Below are 16,711 nucleotides of genomic sequence, written 5' to 3'. Positions count from 1 at the left end.
ATTATTCTATTACTACTTTCAAACTTAAATCCAGGCTTTTATAAGAGTGTGTGAGTGCGCCAACCGAAATAAAATCAACACCGGTTTCTGCTATCTCTTTTATTGTTTTTTCGGTTATTCCTCCGGAAGCTTCCACTTTGGCTTTTCCGGCGATCAAAGCTACTGCTTTTTTCATTTCTGTGGTGCTCATATTGTCGAGCATGATGAAATCGACCCCGCCCTCAGCTAAAACTTCATTTACTTCCGCCATACTTCTGGTTTCAACTTCAATTTTAAGGCCTTTTCCGAGCTCTTTCAAGTAACTCTTAGCTGACTGAATAGCAGAACTGATGCCGCCGGCCATATCAATATGATTGTCCTTGAGCATTATCATATCGTAAAGTGCAAAGCGATGGTTTTTGCCGCCTCCAATTTCAACCGCCCTTTTCTCCAGCAACCGGAAGTTCGGCGTGGTTTTTCTCGTGTCAAGCAGCTTAGCTTTTGTATGCGAAATCATGCTACTTAAACTATTTGTGTAGGTAGCAATTCCACTCATTCTTTGCATACAATTGAGCACCAGCCTTTCGGTGGTTAATATGGACCGGGCACCTCCTGTCAGGTCAAAGGCGATATCGCCTACTTTAACAGTGGATCCATCTTCAATGTGCTGAATAAAGTGAAGATATGGATCGTACTTATGAAAGATAAATTTTGCCACCTCCATTCCAGCAATCACACCGTCGTCCTTCACCAAAAGCCTGGCTTTGCCTTGTTTTCCAGCCGGCACCGTGGAAAGAGTTGAGTGATCTCCCTCGCCTATGTCTTCTGCCAGCGCATTTTCCACAAGGATATTGAGCTGAGTATAAAAGAAGTCCTCCTGTTTCACGTCACAAAAATAGGTAACCGATTTTTATTTAGTGGAGAATGATAGAAAATCTTGGACAATATTTAGGGGGTCGTTGAGTCCGAATTACCCGGCCCAGCCCTCTCTGTCCAAGCTGCGGTACTGGATAGCTTCGGCCAGGTGTTCGATCCTGATTTCCTCCGTTCCGGCAAGGTCTGCGATGGTTCTGGATACTTTAAGAATACGGTCGTAAGAACGGGCACTTTGATAGAGCATCGGTATACTTTAGATTTAGGGCGTCCAGAAACAGAAGGCATCCAGCTGGATGCTTTTCCCGACGATTGGTACGAATTGCATAGCAAAAGTCGAAAGGCACTACAGAGCGAAACTGTTAATTGTGATATCCGGCTATCTTGATAGAACTACTCCCGTGATGGCAATACAGCGGTAAGAAAAATCATGAGGCTTTGATTTGTCACAGTAGGATCGATGAAACGGGAACCGTTAAACGAAACAGCCCCGGGGTAGATGTCTTTTATGCCGTAGAACAATTCCAGTCCTGCCGACAAAAAGGGGTTTATTTTTCTGGATGTTCCGAAAAGAAATCCAAATTCTTGCTGAGATCGCAATACATCCATGTAGTCAGAGTCCCTTGGTAGCCATTGTCGGCCACTTATACCACCAAAAATATTTGTATCTGAACCGATAGTGACGTTCAAAAGAATTGGGAGACTGAGATAATACGCATTTGCTTTGCTTGTCGTATTGTCGAGTCCAGAGAGTGCTTGGGGTTCTGAGGTATAGAAATACCCTCCAACTGGATCAAATTTAAAATAAGGCTCTCTCTTGAATTTTGCTCCGAAAGAGAGGCCTGCCACGATGGAAAACATTCTTCCAATGGGCTTGTTGGCTCGTATGCCGATGAGGAATTCCGCTGTACGGTATTTGGGAGACGATGGAAACTCCTGCATATAGAACTGTGATACACCTCCGCCCAATAGTAGGCTATACCTGATTTTTCTTTGGGCACTGTCGGGTGCTTGTCCCCAGGTAAAGTGGGCGGCGGTGAAATTGACGACAACGAGTAAATAAAAGACATGCAACCTGCGCATGTCTTTAATGTTCAACAATAGTTTCTTCATATTCACTGGTAGTCTAGGCTCTTTACGTTGCACACACGATGGCTTTCCATTCCTCGGATTGAGGGTGTTTGAAGCATACGCTACCCCGCCCAGCCCTCTCTGTCCAAGCTGCGGTACTGAATAGCTTCAGCCAGGTGTTCGATCCTGATTTCTTCTGTTCCGGCCAAGTCCGCAATGGTCCTGGATACTTTAAGGATACGGTCGTACGCCCTGGCCGAAAGGCCCAGCCGCTCCATGGCAGTCTTGAGTAGCTTTTTCCCCGCCTCGTTAATCTGGCAAATGTCCTTCACCATTGGTGGAGGCATCATCGCATTGCTGAAAATGGTGGGGTGATCCTTGAACCTTTCAGTTTGGAGCAGTCGTGCGCTGATCACCCTTTCCCTGATTTGCGTGCTTGTTTCCGCTTGTCTGTCAGCCGTCATTTCGTCAAAGGAGACAGGCGTCACTTCCACATGCAGGTCGATGCGGTCTAGCAACGGGCCGCTGACTCTGTTGAGGTAGCGCTGCACTGTGCCGGGTGGGCACACACATTCCTTTTCAGGGTGATTGTAATAGCCACAGGGGCAGGGGTTCATGCTCGCCACCAGCATAAAGTTGGCGGGGAAGTCGATGGAGACTTTTGCCCTGGATATAGTGACTCTACGTTCTTCCAGTGGCTGCCGCATTACCTCCAGCACTGTTCGTTTAAATTCGGGCAGCTCATCCAGAAACAGCACGCCATTGTTAGCCAGAGAAATTTCTCCTGGTTGTGGAATGCCACCGCCTCCAACAAGCGCAACGTCAGAAATTGTGTGGTGCGGCGAGCGAAAAGGCCTCGTAGCTACAAGTGAAGCGTGAGCCCCCAGCTTGCCGGCAACAGAATGAATTTTGGTTGTTTCTAGGGCCTCGTGTAGGTTCAGTGGCGGCAGTATAGAGGGCAGGCGTTTTGCCAGCATCGTTTTGCCAGCACCCGGCGGCCCTATCATGATCACATTGTGACCGCCGGCGGCGGCTATTTCCAGCGCCCTTTTGATATTTTCCTGCCCCTGCACCTGAGCAAAATCTGCCTCATACCCATCGTAGGTATCTTCGAAAATGCTCCTTGTATCTTTTTTTAGTGGCTCGATCTCCAGTCTGCCCTCCACAAACTCAATGGCTTCATTGATGGTCTCGACGCCAATAATATCGAGCTTGTCGACGATGGCCGCTTCAGAAGCATTTTCCTTTGGTAGGATAAACCCTTTAAATCCTTGTTTCCGAGCCTCAATGGCAATAGGCAGAACACCTTTTATGGGCCTTAGCAATCCATCGAGGGACAGCTCACCCATAATAATGTACTGCTCCAGTAGCTCTGTAGTGAGCTGACCCGATGCCTTTAGAATGCCCAAAGCGATGGGGAGGTCGTAGGATGAGCCCTCCTTTTTTATATCTGCTGGAGCGAGGTTCACTACCGTTTTTATCCTCGGCATCGAATAGCCAAAGTATTTGATGGCCGACTCTACACGTTGTTCACTCTCTTTAACGGCATTGTCTGGCAGTCCCACCATAAGAAACTTGGTGCCGGCGCTCACATTTACCTCAACTGTGATAATAGAGGCATCTACTCCATACACTGCGCTTCCGAAAGTTTTTGCCAGCATTAGTATCCCAATTTCTTTTCGATGAGAAGAATGAAAATATGAATGACCTTGATGTGGATTTCCTGAATTCTGTCGGCAAACCCAAAGTGCGGAACTCTGATTTCAACATCGCCGGCGTTGGCGAGTTTACCTCCATCTTTTCCGGTTAGCAAAACAACATGCAATCCTTTTTCCTTTGCCTTGGTCACTGCTTCGATAATGTTTTTTGAATTGCCACTTGTTGAAATACCAAGCAGCACATCGCCGGGCTGCCCAATTCCCTCAACATATCTTGAAAAGATGTAATCAAAGCCGTAGTCGTTGCCCACGCAGGTAATGTGGGTAGGGTCGGAAATTGAAACGGCAGGAATTGACGGTCTGTCTCCCCGGTATCGGCCGCTCAGCTCTTCGGCAAAATGCATGGCATCCGACATTGAGCCACCATTCCCACAAGAAATTATTTTTTTTCCTTCCGAAATGCTCTTTACCATAAGCTCAGCTGCCTTTTCGATGCTTTGAGCAGTAGCAGGGTCTGAGAGAAACTTTTCAAGAAGTTGATGAGCCTCTTTAAGCTCATGCTCGATCAATTCTTTCATTTTTCGTCGGAAGAGCTTGGTTGTGTTGTTGTAACTAATGGAGGGCCGGGTTTCTTCTGCTCCTTGTCGTAAAGTTTGGCTTTCAAATCATTGACCTCCCCTTCAAGCCGGGTAATCTTTCTTCTAAGGAAAAGCTTCCCAAAAAAGTCAGAGAAAAGTATGAGGAAGCTAAATACAACAGCAAGAATGGTAAATATCTGGAACGACCTGAAGTAAGTTTCAAGAAAAGAGATCACACCAAAATAACCTCCGAATGTTTCTTTTAAATAAAGGTAGAAGGCATCTTCAGTGGCATCTGGCACTTTCAGAAGTTTAACGCAAAGGTAGAGGAGCATCAAAGCGTAAAGGATGTAGACCAGATAAAATATGTACCTAAAGCGTTTAAGCATTATTTTTTGATAACTAATGAGGCTAAAATGTAGTTAGAATGAGTGATTAAACAAAAAATCGATATACTTCAATTTCAGGACTAGCGTGTCTGGTAGAACCCAACTGGATCGTACCCAGGACGATAATAACTAATGTTTAAACGAGGAAACCTCTTCGACGTTGCGATGAGGCTTTGCTCAAAATAGAGAAAGACAATTGGTCGCTCCACGTACAGGATTTGTTGCAATTTTTTCAAATGAACGGCCATTTCCTCTCTAGAGGTGGATAAGATTGCTTTTTCAATTTCCTGGTCGCTTTGATCAGTTCCGAAGCCAGAGAAATTCATCTTACCGGGAGCAGCCGACGCTGTGTGGAACAACGGTGAGTAATCATAGGCTCGTGGTGAGCCAACAAATGAATAGAGCACAGCTTCGAACTGGTGCGATCGCAGCCTTTTTAAAAGCGTGGCTGACTCCTCCGGCGCCAGATTTACCTGCACGCCTATTTTCTTTGCCTCGCTTTGCACAATCAGCGCTATTTTTTGATAATCCGGATTCGTCCCGTTGTAAGTGAGCTCGAAGTCAAGTGTCTCTCCGGCGTCATTCTTCCAGTTATTCCCGTCGAAGCTCCATCCTGATTTTTCGAGCAGTTCCCTGCTTTGGTCTGGGTTGAAGGTGTAGGTACTTATGTCGTCGTTGTACAGATCCGACAACACCGGGTTTACTGGCCCCACGGTAGGCTCAGCATAACCAAGGCGCACTGCGTCGATAATGCCCTGAACGTCAATAATATGGGAAAGAGCAATTCTCACGTTCTTGCTGCTAAATTTTGGCCGACGGGTATTAAAGCCAAAAAACACAAACTTGAATCCGGCTTGTCTGTAGAGATTAAGCGTGTTTGAGGTTTTATTAAAGGCTTCCAGCTGAACAAACTCGGTGGCGGGCACCTGGGTAATAACGTCTACTTCATTGTTTTGCAAAGCAAATCTGGCGGCCGTAGGGTCAGTAATCATCACATAGTTGATCTTACCTGCCAATTGGAACTGCGAAGGCAGCCTCTCTTTGTCTGTTTCGGCGAGTGATAGACTAATGCTTTGGTCAGGATAATAGCTCTCGATTTGGTAAGGGCCAGAACCTTTGAAGTAGACGGAATCGTAAGGGGCAATGCCATTGAAGGCCTCGAAGTATTTTTTTACATCATCCGGGGCGTTGTCCTCGTTAAAGCTACCTATCTCTTCCAGGCTATAATCTCTCAGTGTTTTTTGAGGGTCAAAAATGTTTTCGGGCATGACAAGGAAATCTCCTGCTACTGACCTGCTATATTCCGGGTTGCCATGCGTTTCGAGCTGAAAAAACCGGGCGTTGGAAGAGTCTGGGTAAAAAGCTTTGATGGCATCCAAATGAAAGTTTCCTGAAGAAATGCCGCTTCTAAGCCTGCATTTATTGAGTTTTAAGGTAAAAAACACGTCTTCTTTTGACACAGGAATGCCATGTGCCCATTTAGCTGAGCTCTTTAGTGTAAAGCCGAATAAACTAATTGTGTCATTTATAGCTATTTTTTCAGAAAGTTCCGCTAAATTTGAGACTATCTTATCCGTCGAATCTCTTTCGCTTAAAAATTGAAATATAATTCCATCGAACTCGTTTGTTTTGATGGGTGAAAAGCTCTCTGGGAAGCTATTGATTTGGATCCTCAATTGCGAAGGGTCGTCAACCTGCGAATTGCATCCAGCTAGAAAGAGAAGAGAATATCCAAATAACCTTAGTTTCTGATTCATAAAAAAAGCCCCTCAAAGAGGAGCTAATTTAAACCTGAGAAATGATTATTAGTAGTTTATTGGATTATTTTCCACCCGGCTCCCAAGTATCGTCTCCGCCGTCCGTTTTAATGATGTGGAGTGATTTCTTTGGCTTTTTTGAAACGTTGGAAGTGGTTGTTTTAGGAGCGGAAAAATAAAGTCCTAAAGATAGAATCATAAAGAAAACATACTGTGCCATAGGTCAAGCGATTTAAATGTTTAAAATTGTATGGCACGAAGATGTGGCTGCGCTTTGGAAAAAAAACTGACACTTTGTAACTTGACGTAACTATAACAAAATGTAGTTGTTATGGTGTATATATTAACCTAGTGAGTATTTAGCAAGTAAGTAATTGTATTGAAATGGAGGAGATAAAAAAATTAGTACGGATTATAACAACAAGGGTAAAGAAAAATGTATCTCTGATTGATGTTATTAGTCATGATGAAAACCCGAGCAAAGAGCAACAGCTTTTTAATGGAATTCAGAAAGGACTATATAATACAGACGATGAAGCCTCTTTGGGAATGTATGAATCGGATTCCACCGACCAGCGCTTCCGAATGCTCAAGTCACGGCTTAGATACAAACTCTATAATTTGCTTTATTTTGTTGATTTCAACGACTCTAAAGTAAACATCGGATTCCCGTATGAGCAGGAATGTCACAGTTACGTTTTCAGAGCTAAAATATTGTTTAAGGAAGGCGAGTATGAACTGGCTGAAAAGCATATCAACAAGGCGTTAGCAATATCAAGAGAGTCGGAGTTTACAGAATTAACACTCTCAGGCCTAAGAATATTGAGGACGATTTATTCTCAAATGTGCAGACCCAACCATTTGAGGAAGACCATTGGACGAATCAAAAAGTATGAGGAGTTGCTTAAAATAGAGGAGGAGGCTGAAAGCATCTTCTGCATGAAAAAAATGCAACTTCAAAAGTCAGTTCATTCTAGGAAGACTCACCTAGATTCAACTTTGAAGTCTGTGCGGCAATTGCAAGTTCTTTGGGAGAGAAGTAAGTCTTTTAATGTATTTGAGAGCTATTATCACCTAAAAATCAGATCAAATGAGCTTCTGGGTGAATTTGAAGGTATTCTTGAAATTACCGGAGAAGCTGAGCGGATGGTGAAAAGTGGAGTAGTTAACCCACTTAGATTCCATATGAGGTACAATGTTTTCATAAAAACGTACGCATATCTGAGAGCTAAGGATTACAAAAACGGTATGACCTATGCCAAATCTGGGTTAGAGCATATTGGTCGTTCTTCACGCAATTGGTTTTCTCATATGGAGAACTACTTCTTGATGGCGCTGCATAGCGGAAACTACGAGTTGGCGGATGATTTGATCGGTCAGGCCTATAGAAACCCGCACATGGAAAAGATTTCGCAAAGGGCAAAAGAGAGGTGGGAGTTGTACAAAGCCTACTTGTTCTTTCTTATGCCAAATAGGGACGTGGAGGATGTGATCGATTTCTCCAAGATTTATCAGAAGCTGCCCTTTTATACTCAGGATAAGCAGGGGCTCATGGTGGCCATTATGATTCTTGAGTTTATCGATTTAATGAAGAAAGATAAACTAGATGTTGCGCTGGCCAGGCTGCCAAACACGGAAAAGTATATTTATCGCTACCTCAACGAAAATCCGGAAAGTCAGCGGGAGAAGCTGTTCCTTAAGTTGATCACTATTATGGTGGAAAGCAGCTTCAACCCAACTATTGCGGCGAAGAAAGGGGAAAAATATTTCAACAGACTGAAAGGCACGCCAGAACCTGGTGATGCCTTTGCAGAAATAGAAATTGTGCCTTACGAACAGCTATGGGAAATGATGCTACAAAATATGGAGCATTCATTCGTCAAGCTTGATTTCGGCCGGTAGATGAAACTTTGATTAGGTCGATGCTTGTCATATGTTGATATGACAATATAACCCTGCTGGCTCTGTCAGCAGGGTTTTTATTCTTTTGAGCCAGGGTAGATTTTCTAGAACGACTGCATTTCGATCAGCCTGGAATAAAGGCCTGCTTTGGCAATCAACTCATTGTGGGTTCCCTGCTCGGCGATTTGTCCATTCTGTAATACCACAATAAGGTCGGCATTTTGTATCGTACTCAGCCTGTGGGCAATCACTACCGACGTGCGGTTTTTCATCAGGTTGGTAAGGGCCTCCTGCACCAGTTTCTCCGATTCCGAATCAAGTGCCGAAGTGGCCTCATCAAGAATCAGGATAGGGGGATTTTTGAAAATAGCCCGTGCAATGCTTAGCCTTTGCCGTTGGCCACCGCTGAGTTTCACGCCCCTGTCTCCTATTTCTGTATAATACCCTTCAGGCATTTCAGCAATAAACTCATGCGCATTGGCGATTTTGGCGGCAGCGATCACTTTTTCTTCATCAGCATCAGCCACTCCAAAGGCGATGTTATTCAGCACCGTGTCGTTAAAGAGAATGGACTCCTGGGTAACAATACCCATCTGCTTGCGAATGGAGTCCATGGTGTAGGAGGTCAGCGGTTTTCCATCGATACACACTTCTCCTTCGTTGGGGTCGTAAAACCTTGGGATAAGGTCCGAAAGAGTGGATTTTCCGCCTCCGGACGGGCCGACAAGCGCTACTGTTTTCCCTTTTGGGATACTCAGGTTGATATTTTTCAGTACCAGTTCTTTTTCGTAGGCAAACGATACATTTTTAAATTCGATTGACGTACTAAAAGATGGAAGCACCGTAGAGTTTTGAGCATCTGTGATGGCGGAATGAGTATCGATAACCTCGAAGATTCTTTCGCCTGCTGCCAGCCCCCTTTGGATATTGCTGAATGAAGCAGACATGGCCTTTGCAGGCGGCAGTATCTGTGAAAATATGATAAGAAAGGCTAGAAACTCGGACGGTGTGAGGGTAGAATTGTCCTCCAAGATAAGGTTGCCACCAACAAGAAGCAGGCCAGCGACAACGGAGACCCCGAGGAACTCTGAAATTGGGCCGGCCATTTCGTACCTTCTTGCGATGGAGACATTTTTTCTGGCATAGTATTGAACCTCTTTGATAAACTTTTGGAAAACAAACTTGGTAGCAGTGAACGCCTTGATAATCCGAATGCCGCCGATGCTCTCATCAAGGATATTGTTGATATTTCCCAAAGCCTGCTGGCTTTGATGTGCCCGCTTTTTGAGTCGCCTGGCAATGCCGGCGATAAGACCGCCGGAGATAGGTAGAAGCAGCATTGTGTACAAGGTGAGTTCTACAGACATGCTGAAGAGCACAGCGAAATAGCCTATGATCATGGCTGGCTCTTTGAACAGCACCTTCAAAGTACTAACCACCGAGTGTTCTACCTCCTGCACATCGTTGGTCACACGGCTGGTAATGTCTCCTTTTCTACGCTCAGTAAAAAAGCTTACAGGGAAAGCAAGAATACGCTCGTATACCAGGCTGCGGAGGTTCTTAATGACCAGCGCCCTTATTTTTGCCAGCATTACCGCTGAGAGATACCTGAACAAATTAGAGAGGAACACGGAAACCACAATGACTGCGCATACAAATTTAAGGGCGCCACTTTTTCCGGCAGTTTCGATGAAGCCAGAAAAATGATAGTAGAAAAGCGATTTGAAATAATCCACACTAATCGTGAATTCAGGAAGACGTTTAAGGTTCTCCAGCTTTTCCGGCTCTATCTGATCGAAGAGAATTTCCAACAGAGGGATGAGGACGGCAAAGTTCACAAGACTGAAAGCCACCTGAAGAATGGTGACCAATATATAGGTAGGGATAAACTTCCCGAAAGGGCGGGCAAAAGAAAGAAGTCTGAAATAGGTTTTCATTCAACTACTTGAAGTGAGGGCGCAAAGGTAGAGTGTAATGGTGTCAATTAGAAATAATGATGTTTTGTGTCGGTATTGAGCCGGATGCCGAAACCAAAGAACTGGTCATTGTTACGCAGCGAAATACTTTCTTGTTGCTCTTTCCGGTAAATGAACCTGGCATCGATGAAAAGGTTGTGAAGCAACTGATAGCTGGCCTGTAAGCTCACCAGATTAATTTTTGTAGCTACTCCCTGGCCGGTGAAGTTTCCGAATTCCTGCTCGAAAGTTGCGTAGGGCAGCAGTGGGTTTCGCCCCCAGTTCGATGTCAGTGTATCCTCTCCCTGGGAAGCAAGCATTGCCCTGGCGCTTAGTTGGAGCTTCCCAGCCGGTTGGTATCGGAGCACGGCTACCCATTCTTTAAAATTTGCCCCCAGTGGGTTGGCGAGTGGTTGCCGGTAATGAGTGAAGCTCGTATAGCTACTTTGGTGTGCGTAGGTGTAGGGCCGTGCGTAGTTGTGTTCCAGCTGAAGGTCGAGATTGGAGACGTTGCCCGCATCCACCCATTTCAAACCGAGTTGGTAGGCGTATTTGTTCGACCACCAGCCTGTATTGTTTTTTAGGTTGGTAAATGATAGTTCGTCGAGAAGGAATTGCCCGTAAGCCGAAAAGTGGTGAGCGAAATTCCATTTGGCATCAAAGCCAACAAGCACATTGTCGGGGCTGCCCAGCTGCTGTTCGAGCCCCCTGTAGAAGATAAATGGGTTCAGGTAGTTGGGATCGAAGGAACCCGTGCGTAACGAATCTTCCGGCGAAAACATGACTGCCTCAAATAGGCCCACGTTAAAGTTTTTGGTGACCTGCCAGTTGAGCTGGTGCATCACCAGATTTTTGTTGGGGAACTCCTTAGTGCCTAGCAGCCCGTCGTTGTAGTAGAAAACATCAGCCTTGAGCCGGGCAATGACGTTGGTATAATTGAACTTCCAGATCTTCGCATTGAACCGAAGGAAAAAGTAGTTATTCGAAAAGTCGGAAAGAAACATCGACCGCATGCCATTGCCCACGAAGAGTTTATCATGGCCTGCTTGTAAATGAATGTGTTTTGTGGGACTAAAAGTCAAGTAGCCATTTGCGGCAATATAGTCGGTTCCGGCTTCTCCAAATCGCTTCCAGAAGCCTTCGTTGGGCACCACATGCCAGCGATCAATCCAGCGCTGGGTGTAGGCCGGAAACACTGCCTGATTCTCGGTGAGGTAGGTGTAGAAGCCCAACTTTTCATCGATTCTACCCCGCACTACTATTCCACGTGTATTGATAAATGGTGTTGAGGGCGAATTTGCGTCGTGGCCCACATCAAACTGAAAAACAGGGCTGACGTGAAGGTCAATACCATCTTCCCGCACGTGAAAGGCATCGGATGGTGTTCTATAGAAATATTTCAGAATAGGCTTTTTGCTGGCAGGTGCTACTCCCAGACTGTCGGTAAAGAACTCCCAGTTGTCCTGTCGAAGGTATTTTTCGTTGAACTTGTCAGACGAACTCTCAAAAACACCTATGTTAGACACCGAATCGACAAAAGCAGCGATCGACCGGCGCTGTGTTGGTTTGAAAGAGCTAAAATAGCCATCGTGCATCTGGCCGCTTTTGATCTCATACCGGTCAAGCAGATGGTAGTAGTCGCTCCACAGTGGCACATTGGCGCTTTGGGCAAATGACTCAGTTAGAGCCAGGCAGGATAGAAGAAAAACAAAGGCTATGTGTTTTTGCATGCAGCCGCTAAAATAGCAGGTTTATCTGGTTAATAAATGAGTTGGCTCGTTGACAGCACAATTGTGCCTGGGTCAAGCATGGCGTTGATGAGTGTGACGGACTCAAAGAATTTAATGTCGTTGACCCCGATTTTTCGTGCGTAGATCAGGCCTTTTTTGAGTAGCGAAACTCTTTTGGTACCAGCCAGCAGGGGTTCTGAAGGAGTGTACCATTTCGATCCGTCCCAGAAGCAAACATTGGCATAGCTGCAGTCGGTGAGTAAGCCATTTCGAGCGATCAATATGTCATCTGCAGCGTCTCTTTGGTTGAAAAGTGTATTGATAGTTGATCGGTCGGCATACTTGTGACGGTAATCGAGGTGGTTTGCTTCCAACACCCTTATCGATTGGATCGGTCTGACAGAATAGGATTCTATTTCGACTTTGTTAAGCTCCTCACCATAAATTACCCTCGCCTTATAGATTGTGTGGTTGTCGAGCTGGGAAGTATCGAGTACCTCCAAAAGGTTGATCGGCGGCAGCCCAACTCCAAAAACTTCCTGCCGACTTGCATCGAGCCGCCGCTGATGCCAAAGTAAATTTTGGGGCTGGCCGTTAGCTATTTTGATAGACTCCAATAGTAGGTACATACACCTTGTCGATTAGTTCCTGGTATTCTTGATGGGCATGGCTTTGCGCTGTGATGCCGCCGCCACTTCGGTAAAAAAGCTGATCGCCGACCTTTTCTATGTAGCGAATCAATACGCAGCTGTTCAAGCTGGCGCCATCAAAGTATCCGGCAACGCCAGTATAGTAGCCTCTTTGTTCACCCTCGGCCTCCTCTATGATCTTGCAAGTCATTGGCTTCGGAGCACCACAAATGGAGCCGGCAGGTAGCAGTTCCGTGATAATCCCCCCCAAATTACCCTCATAGTGAGTTGGCAATCTGCCGGTAATTTTTGAGCTGGATTGAAGCAGGTGTTTGCCGTTGGTGCGGATCTCTTCGATGTACCTAAATTTTTCCACCTGCACATTCTGGCTCACTCTGCTTAAATCGTTTCTCAGAAGGTCTACAACCGTTACGTGCTCAGCAAGCTCTTTTGGGTCGTTGAGCAATTTAGCCTCCGCTTCAGGCAAATCAGCATCAATGGTGCCTTTCATCGGGCGGGTTTCGATGATATTTCCTGAAATTCTTACGAAAGTTTCTGGAGAAAAAACGACCCACTCACCTCTATAGAGCATTTTGTATTTGGCGGATGAGGCATGATAGATGTCGGGTAGGCTAGCCGATGTAATGAGCTCAGTTTTGGCAGTAAGATTCACCAAAAAGGAATTGCCGACTTGTAAATGCGGGTAAACCTGATTAAAAGCATTTTGATACGATTCAAAAACCGGATAGATTTTTTCGACGTGAACAGGGATAGCTCTTTTTTCCGGGTGATTGGAAAACCCTTCGAAGTTGAACAGAATATTCTCGTCAATAAGTGAGTCAATGTCCCAAACTTGCGGTTTGTGCAGCTCAAAGTCGACCACAAAAAAGAATGGAACCCTATCTTTCCCCTTCTTGTTGAGCAATTCTATGAATGCGGATAGACTCAAATGACTGATTATTAAACATCAAAGGTAAATATTTGGCGTTCACAATTGGAGCAAAAAAAAGCTTTTGTTATATTTGCCGTCCGATTTAGGAATCAGTTCCTTAAAAGACTTTCAAAATGAGAAAAGACATACATCCAGAATACAGAGAAGTGGTATTTCAGGACACTTCAAGCGACTATTCTTTTATAACTCGCTCGACAATGAACTCTGAGGAAACCATTAAGTGGGAAGATGGTAACACATATCCCGTAGTGAAAGTGGAAGTGAGCTCAGCTTCACACCCTTTTTACACCGGAAAAAAACTGTTTGTGGATACTGCTGGCCGTGTTGAGAAATTCAACAAGCGCTATGTAAATAAGAAATAAGCAAAATCTCTTCTGAAAAGAAGTTTGTTCAAAAGGTCTTTAGGATGCTTAGTTCCTAAAGACTTTTTTATTTTTGCGCTATGAATATTATTCTGTTCGACGATCCTATTCTGCGCCTCCAGCTTTTACCGTTTACCTATACCCGCCCTTTGGCAGACATACGGATAGGTATACTAAAGGTGAATGAGAAATGGCAGAAGCTTACTGGCCATAAAGTGTCGTTTCTCACAGAGAATTACCTGTCTGCTAAATTTCCCACTCACTTCACATCTGATAATTTCTATATCAGTGGCGCCTTGTGCCCTACCGAATCGCTGGTTCAGGCTGTCATTAACCTTGGAGAAGGGGAAGGGCTGATGGTTGGCGATCATCTCGCCGCTTTACATTCTTCTGCCCAAATTCCATACGGTGAGCTTGCCAGCGTCAAGTTGGAGAAAAAAGTGGTTTTTGAAGGTGAGGCCCATTTGATTGATCGTCCCTGGCGAATTTTTCAGTGGAATGGCGTGCAGATTCGCAGCGACTTCGACTTAGTCACCGCAGGAAGAATTTCCGAAGACATCACAGACCCATTTACCCGGGTTTACAATCCTGAAAATGTTTTCATTGAGCCTGGAGCCTCCATCAAAAGTGCGATCATCAATGCTGAAACCGGGCCTGTTTATATAGGAAAGAATGCTCAGATAATGGAAGGAGCCATGATAAGAGGGCCCTTTGCCATGGGCGAGCATTCGATTATTGGCATGGGCGCAGCTATCCGTGAAAACACCACCGTAGGGCCTTATTGTAAGGTATCAGGCGAAGTTTCCAACGCTGTTTTTTTTGGCAATAGCAACAAAGGGCACGACGGCTATCTGGGCAACGCTGTTTTAGGTGAATGGTGTAACCTCGGGGCCGATACTAATGCCTCCAACCTAAAAAATAATTATGCCAATGTAAAAGTCTGGAGCTTTACTGATGAGGCCTTCGTTGATTCCGGACTGCAGTTTTGCGGCTTATTGATGGGCGACCACTCCAAATGTGGCATTAACACCATGTTCAATACAGGTACGGTAGTTGGGGTAAGTGCCAATATTTTTGGTGGTGGCTTCCCCAGGTCTTTCGTTCCCTCGTTTACCTGGGGTGGCTCAGATGGCTTTGCGACCTACAGAATTGAGCAGGCACTTGATACCGCCAGCAGAGTGCTGGAAAGAAGAAAAATGCCTTTGGACGAAACAGAAAGGGCAATATTGATGGAAGTGTTCGAAAGGTCAGCTAAATTCAGGTCGTGGGAGGAAGAATAGATGCAATTTAGAGACATACCAGGACTAATAGAGGAGAAATCGAGGCTGATTGCCTCGGTGCAAAAGAATCACATGGCGCATGCCCAGCTTTTCAACGGGCCCGAAGGCAGTGCCAACCTTTCTTTGGCGCTAGCCTTTATTACGTACATCAACTGCGACAAGCCAGGCGACACCGATTCCTGCGGCGCATGTCCTTCATGCAGCAAAATGGCAAAGCTGGTTCACCCAGACGTTACATTCGCCTTTCCCATTGCAGACATTCCCAACAAAGATTTTAAGGAGGTGGTTTGTAAAAACTACCTGAAGTGGTGGAGGCCTTTTCTGATAGAACAGCCCTATGGCAATTTAGCTGACTGGACTCGCCATTTTGGAGCGGAGAGCAAGCAGGCTATTATTTACAGAGAAGAGAGCCGGCAGATTATCAGCGCCTTGTCGTTGAAAGCCTTTGAGGGTAGGTATAAAGCCATGCTCATTTGGCAACCCGAAAAAATGAATATTCAGGCGGCCAATGCCTTGCTGAAGATAGTGGAGGAGCCACCGGAAAACACCTTTTTCTTCTTCATTTCAAACAACTATGAAGCCATCATTAACACCATCATTAGTCGGACGCAACTGGTAAGTATCAGGGGCTTTACTGACGAGGAAGTGGCGGACTACCTTGTAAAAACGGCCGAAGTGGACGCAGCCAAAGCACAGTCGGTGGCCCGGCTGGCAGCTGGCAATATGAACCTGGCGCTGAGCCTGCTCAACGAGGTCGAAGACGAGTCGACGACCATTTTCAGAGAGTGGATGCGGATTTGCTGGTCGTCGGATTTTGAGGGCATGGCCGGGCTCACTGATAAGTTCAACGGCATGTCGAAAATGGCTCAGCGAAGCCTGCTCGAATACGGCCTTAGCATCTTCAGGGAGTCACTAATCGTAAAAGCCGGAGAGGCCAGCTTGCAGAGAACAATGCCTCATGAGGAAGAGTTTGTCAGCAAATTTGCCAAGTCGATATCCCTTCCCGTCATTGAATCGGCATCGAGGCTGTTGAACGACTCTATTTATCATCTGGAACGAAATGCGAATCCACGGATTTTGTTTATGGATTTGTCACTTCAAATGGCTGGGCTTCTAAGAACAGGGGTGATCCAATACCAATGAGAATGAAGAGCAGCTATACCATTGGCCGAAATGATATCATTGACCTTCCGGAGCTGGGCCTTTTCGATGTTAAGGCGAAAATAGATACGGGCGCTTTCACTTCTGCTTTGCATTGTTCCAGAATTAAGGTAATTGACAAGGAGGGCACGCCAACAGTCAGCTTTCAGATTTCGGGTGCGACCATCGGACGAAAGGGCAGCACTAAATTTGAGACAAGTGATTTTACCCAGCGGAAGATCAAAAGCTCAACCGGCCACATCGAAAACAGGGTGATTATCAAAACTCGCCTGGTACTATTTGGTAAAAAGTTCAGAACAGAATTTTCGTTGACTGATCGTTCAGGTATGAAATTCCCAGTACTTTTGGGTCGCAAGTTTTTAAAAAAGGGGTTTGTCGTTGATGTGCGGGAAGAAAACCTTTCTTTTAAGATGAAGCTTGCAAAGTAGAGAAAAA

At 45.4% G+C, this 16,711-nt stretch carries 15 protein-coding genes and 1 pseudogene; 5 read left to right on the top strand and 11 right to left on the bottom strand.

Annotated features, from left to right (window positions below; genetic code table 11):
- Position 1: 1 nt before the first annotated feature.
- The 7 genes and pseudogenes from nadC to RIG68_RS04940 all read right to left on the bottom strand — a co-directional run bounded on the left by nadC (position 2) and on the right by RIG68_RS04940 (position 6,305).
- Complete coding sequence (gene nadC, locus RIG68_RS04970; protein ID WP_350119370.1) at positions 2 to 865, bottom strand: carboxylating nicotinate-nucleotide diphosphorylase; 864 nt, start codon at positions 863 to 865, stop codon at positions 2 to 4.
- An 84-nt stretch (positions 866 to 949) separates the two neighbouring features.
- Positions 950 to 1,087: pseudogene (locus RIG68_RS04965) on the bottom strand (magnesium chelatase subunit ChlI family protein); the annotation flags it as partial.
- A 158-nt stretch (positions 1,088 to 1,245) separates the two neighbouring features.
- The gene (locus tag RIG68_RS04960) at positions 1,246 to 1,965 is read right to left on the bottom strand and encodes a hypothetical protein (RefSeq protein ID WP_350119367.1); all 720 of its coding nucleotides are present in this window, start codon (positions 1,963 to 1,965) and stop codon (positions 1,246 to 1,248) included.
- Positions 1,966 to 2,045: 80 nt separating this feature from the next.
- Complete coding sequence (locus RIG68_RS04955; RefSeq protein ID WP_350119364.1) at positions 2,046 to 3,584, bottom strand: YifB family Mg chelatase-like AAA ATPase; 1,539 nt, start codon at positions 3,582 to 3,584, stop codon at positions 2,046 to 2,048.
- Complete coding sequence (lpcA, locus tag RIG68_RS04950; protein ID WP_350119361.1) at positions 3,584 to 4,159, bottom strand: D-sedoheptulose 7-phosphate isomerase; 576 nt, start codon at positions 4,157 to 4,159, stop codon at positions 3,584 to 3,586. Before lpcA ends, RIG68_RS04955 begins: the two co-directional genes overlap by 1 nt.
- Positions 4,156 to 4,548 carry a hypothetical protein gene (locus RIG68_RS04945; RefSeq protein ID WP_350119358.1) on the bottom strand — a complete coding sequence of 131 codons (393 nt, stop codon included), beginning with the start codon at positions 4,546 to 4,548 and terminating at the stop codon, positions 4,156 to 4,158. Before RIG68_RS04945 ends, lpcA begins: the two co-directional genes overlap by 4 nt.
- A gap of 80 nt (positions 4,549 to 4,628) precedes the next feature.
- A complete protein-coding gene (locus RIG68_RS04940) occupies positions 4,629 to 6,305 on the bottom strand; it encodes an ABC transporter substrate-binding protein (RefSeq protein ID WP_350119355.1) in 1,677 nt (558 codons plus the stop codon).
- 384 nt (positions 6,306 to 6,689) lie between these two features.
- Between RIG68_RS04940 and RIG68_RS04935 the strand changes: the two genes are divergently transcribed.
- Positions 6,690 to 8,207 carry a hypothetical protein gene (locus RIG68_RS04935; RefSeq protein WP_350119352.1) on the top strand — a complete coding sequence of 506 codons (1,518 nt, stop codon included), beginning with the start codon at positions 6,690 to 6,692 and terminating at the stop codon, positions 8,205 to 8,207.
- Positions 8,208 to 8,311: 104 nt separating this feature from the next.
- On the opposite strand, the gene RIG68_RS04930 is transcribed toward RIG68_RS04935, so the two are convergent.
- The 4 genes from RIG68_RS04930 to RIG68_RS04915 are packed head-to-tail and all read right to left on the bottom strand — an operon-like array spanning position 8,312 to position 13,470.
- The gene (locus tag RIG68_RS04930; RefSeq protein WP_350119349.1) at positions 8,312 to 10,144 is read right to left on the bottom strand and encodes an ABC transporter ATP-binding protein; all 1,833 of its coding nucleotides are present in this window, start codon (positions 10,142 to 10,144) and stop codon (positions 8,312 to 8,314) included.
- Between the two features lie 47 nt (positions 10,145 to 10,191).
- Entirely contained in the window at positions 10,192 to 11,892 is a 1,701-nt protein-coding gene (locus RIG68_RS04925; protein WP_350119346.1) for a hypothetical protein, read from the bottom strand.
- A gap of 29 nt (positions 11,893 to 11,921) precedes the next feature.
- Entirely contained in the window at positions 11,922 to 12,521 is a 600-nt protein-coding gene (locus tag RIG68_RS04920; protein ID WP_350119343.1) for an aminotransferase class IV, read from the bottom strand.
- Entirely contained in the window at positions 12,487 to 13,470 is a 984-nt protein-coding gene (locus RIG68_RS04915; RefSeq protein WP_350119340.1) for an aminodeoxychorismate synthase component I, read from the bottom strand. Before RIG68_RS04915 ends, RIG68_RS04920 begins: the two co-directional genes overlap by 35 nt.
- Before the next feature lie 116 nt (positions 13,471 to 13,586).
- Here RIG68_RS04915 and RIG68_RS04910 point away from each other — a divergent pair, with 116 nt between their 5' ends.
- The 4 genes from RIG68_RS04910 (at position 13,587) to RIG68_RS04895 (ending at position 16,704) form a co-directional block, all read left to right on the top strand.
- Positions 13,587 to 13,835 carry a type B 50S ribosomal protein L31 gene (locus RIG68_RS04910; protein WP_350119337.1) on the top strand — a complete coding sequence of 83 codons (249 nt, stop codon included), beginning with the start codon at positions 13,587 to 13,589 and terminating at the stop codon, positions 13,833 to 13,835.
- An 80-nt stretch (positions 13,836 to 13,915) separates the two neighbouring features.
- The gene (locus RIG68_RS04905; protein ID WP_350119334.1) at positions 13,916 to 15,115 is read left to right on the top strand and encodes a GlmU family protein; all 1,200 of its coding nucleotides are present in this window, start codon (positions 13,916 to 13,918) and stop codon (positions 15,113 to 15,115) included.
- The gene (locus RIG68_RS04900; protein ID WP_350119331.1) at positions 15,116 to 16,258 is read left to right on the top strand and encodes a DNA polymerase III subunit; all 1,143 of its coding nucleotides are present in this window, start codon (positions 15,116 to 15,118) and stop codon (positions 16,256 to 16,258) included.
- A 2-nt stretch (positions 16,259 to 16,260) separates the two neighbouring features.
- Positions 16,261 to 16,704 (top strand): ATP-dependent zinc protease family protein, encoded by a 444-nt coding sequence (locus RIG68_RS04895; protein ID WP_350119328.1) that lies wholly within the window; start codon positions 16,261 to 16,263, stop codon positions 16,702 to 16,704.
- The last annotated feature ends 7 nt before the right edge of the window (positions 16,705 to 16,711 follow it).

Source organism: Imperialibacter sp. (assembly GCF_040222385.1).
GTDB lineage: Bacteria > Bacteroidota > Bacteroidia > Cytophagales > Cyclobacteriaceae > Imperialibacter.
Note: the sequence above shows the minus strand (reverse complement) of the source record. Positions and strands in the feature narration are given on the sequence as shown.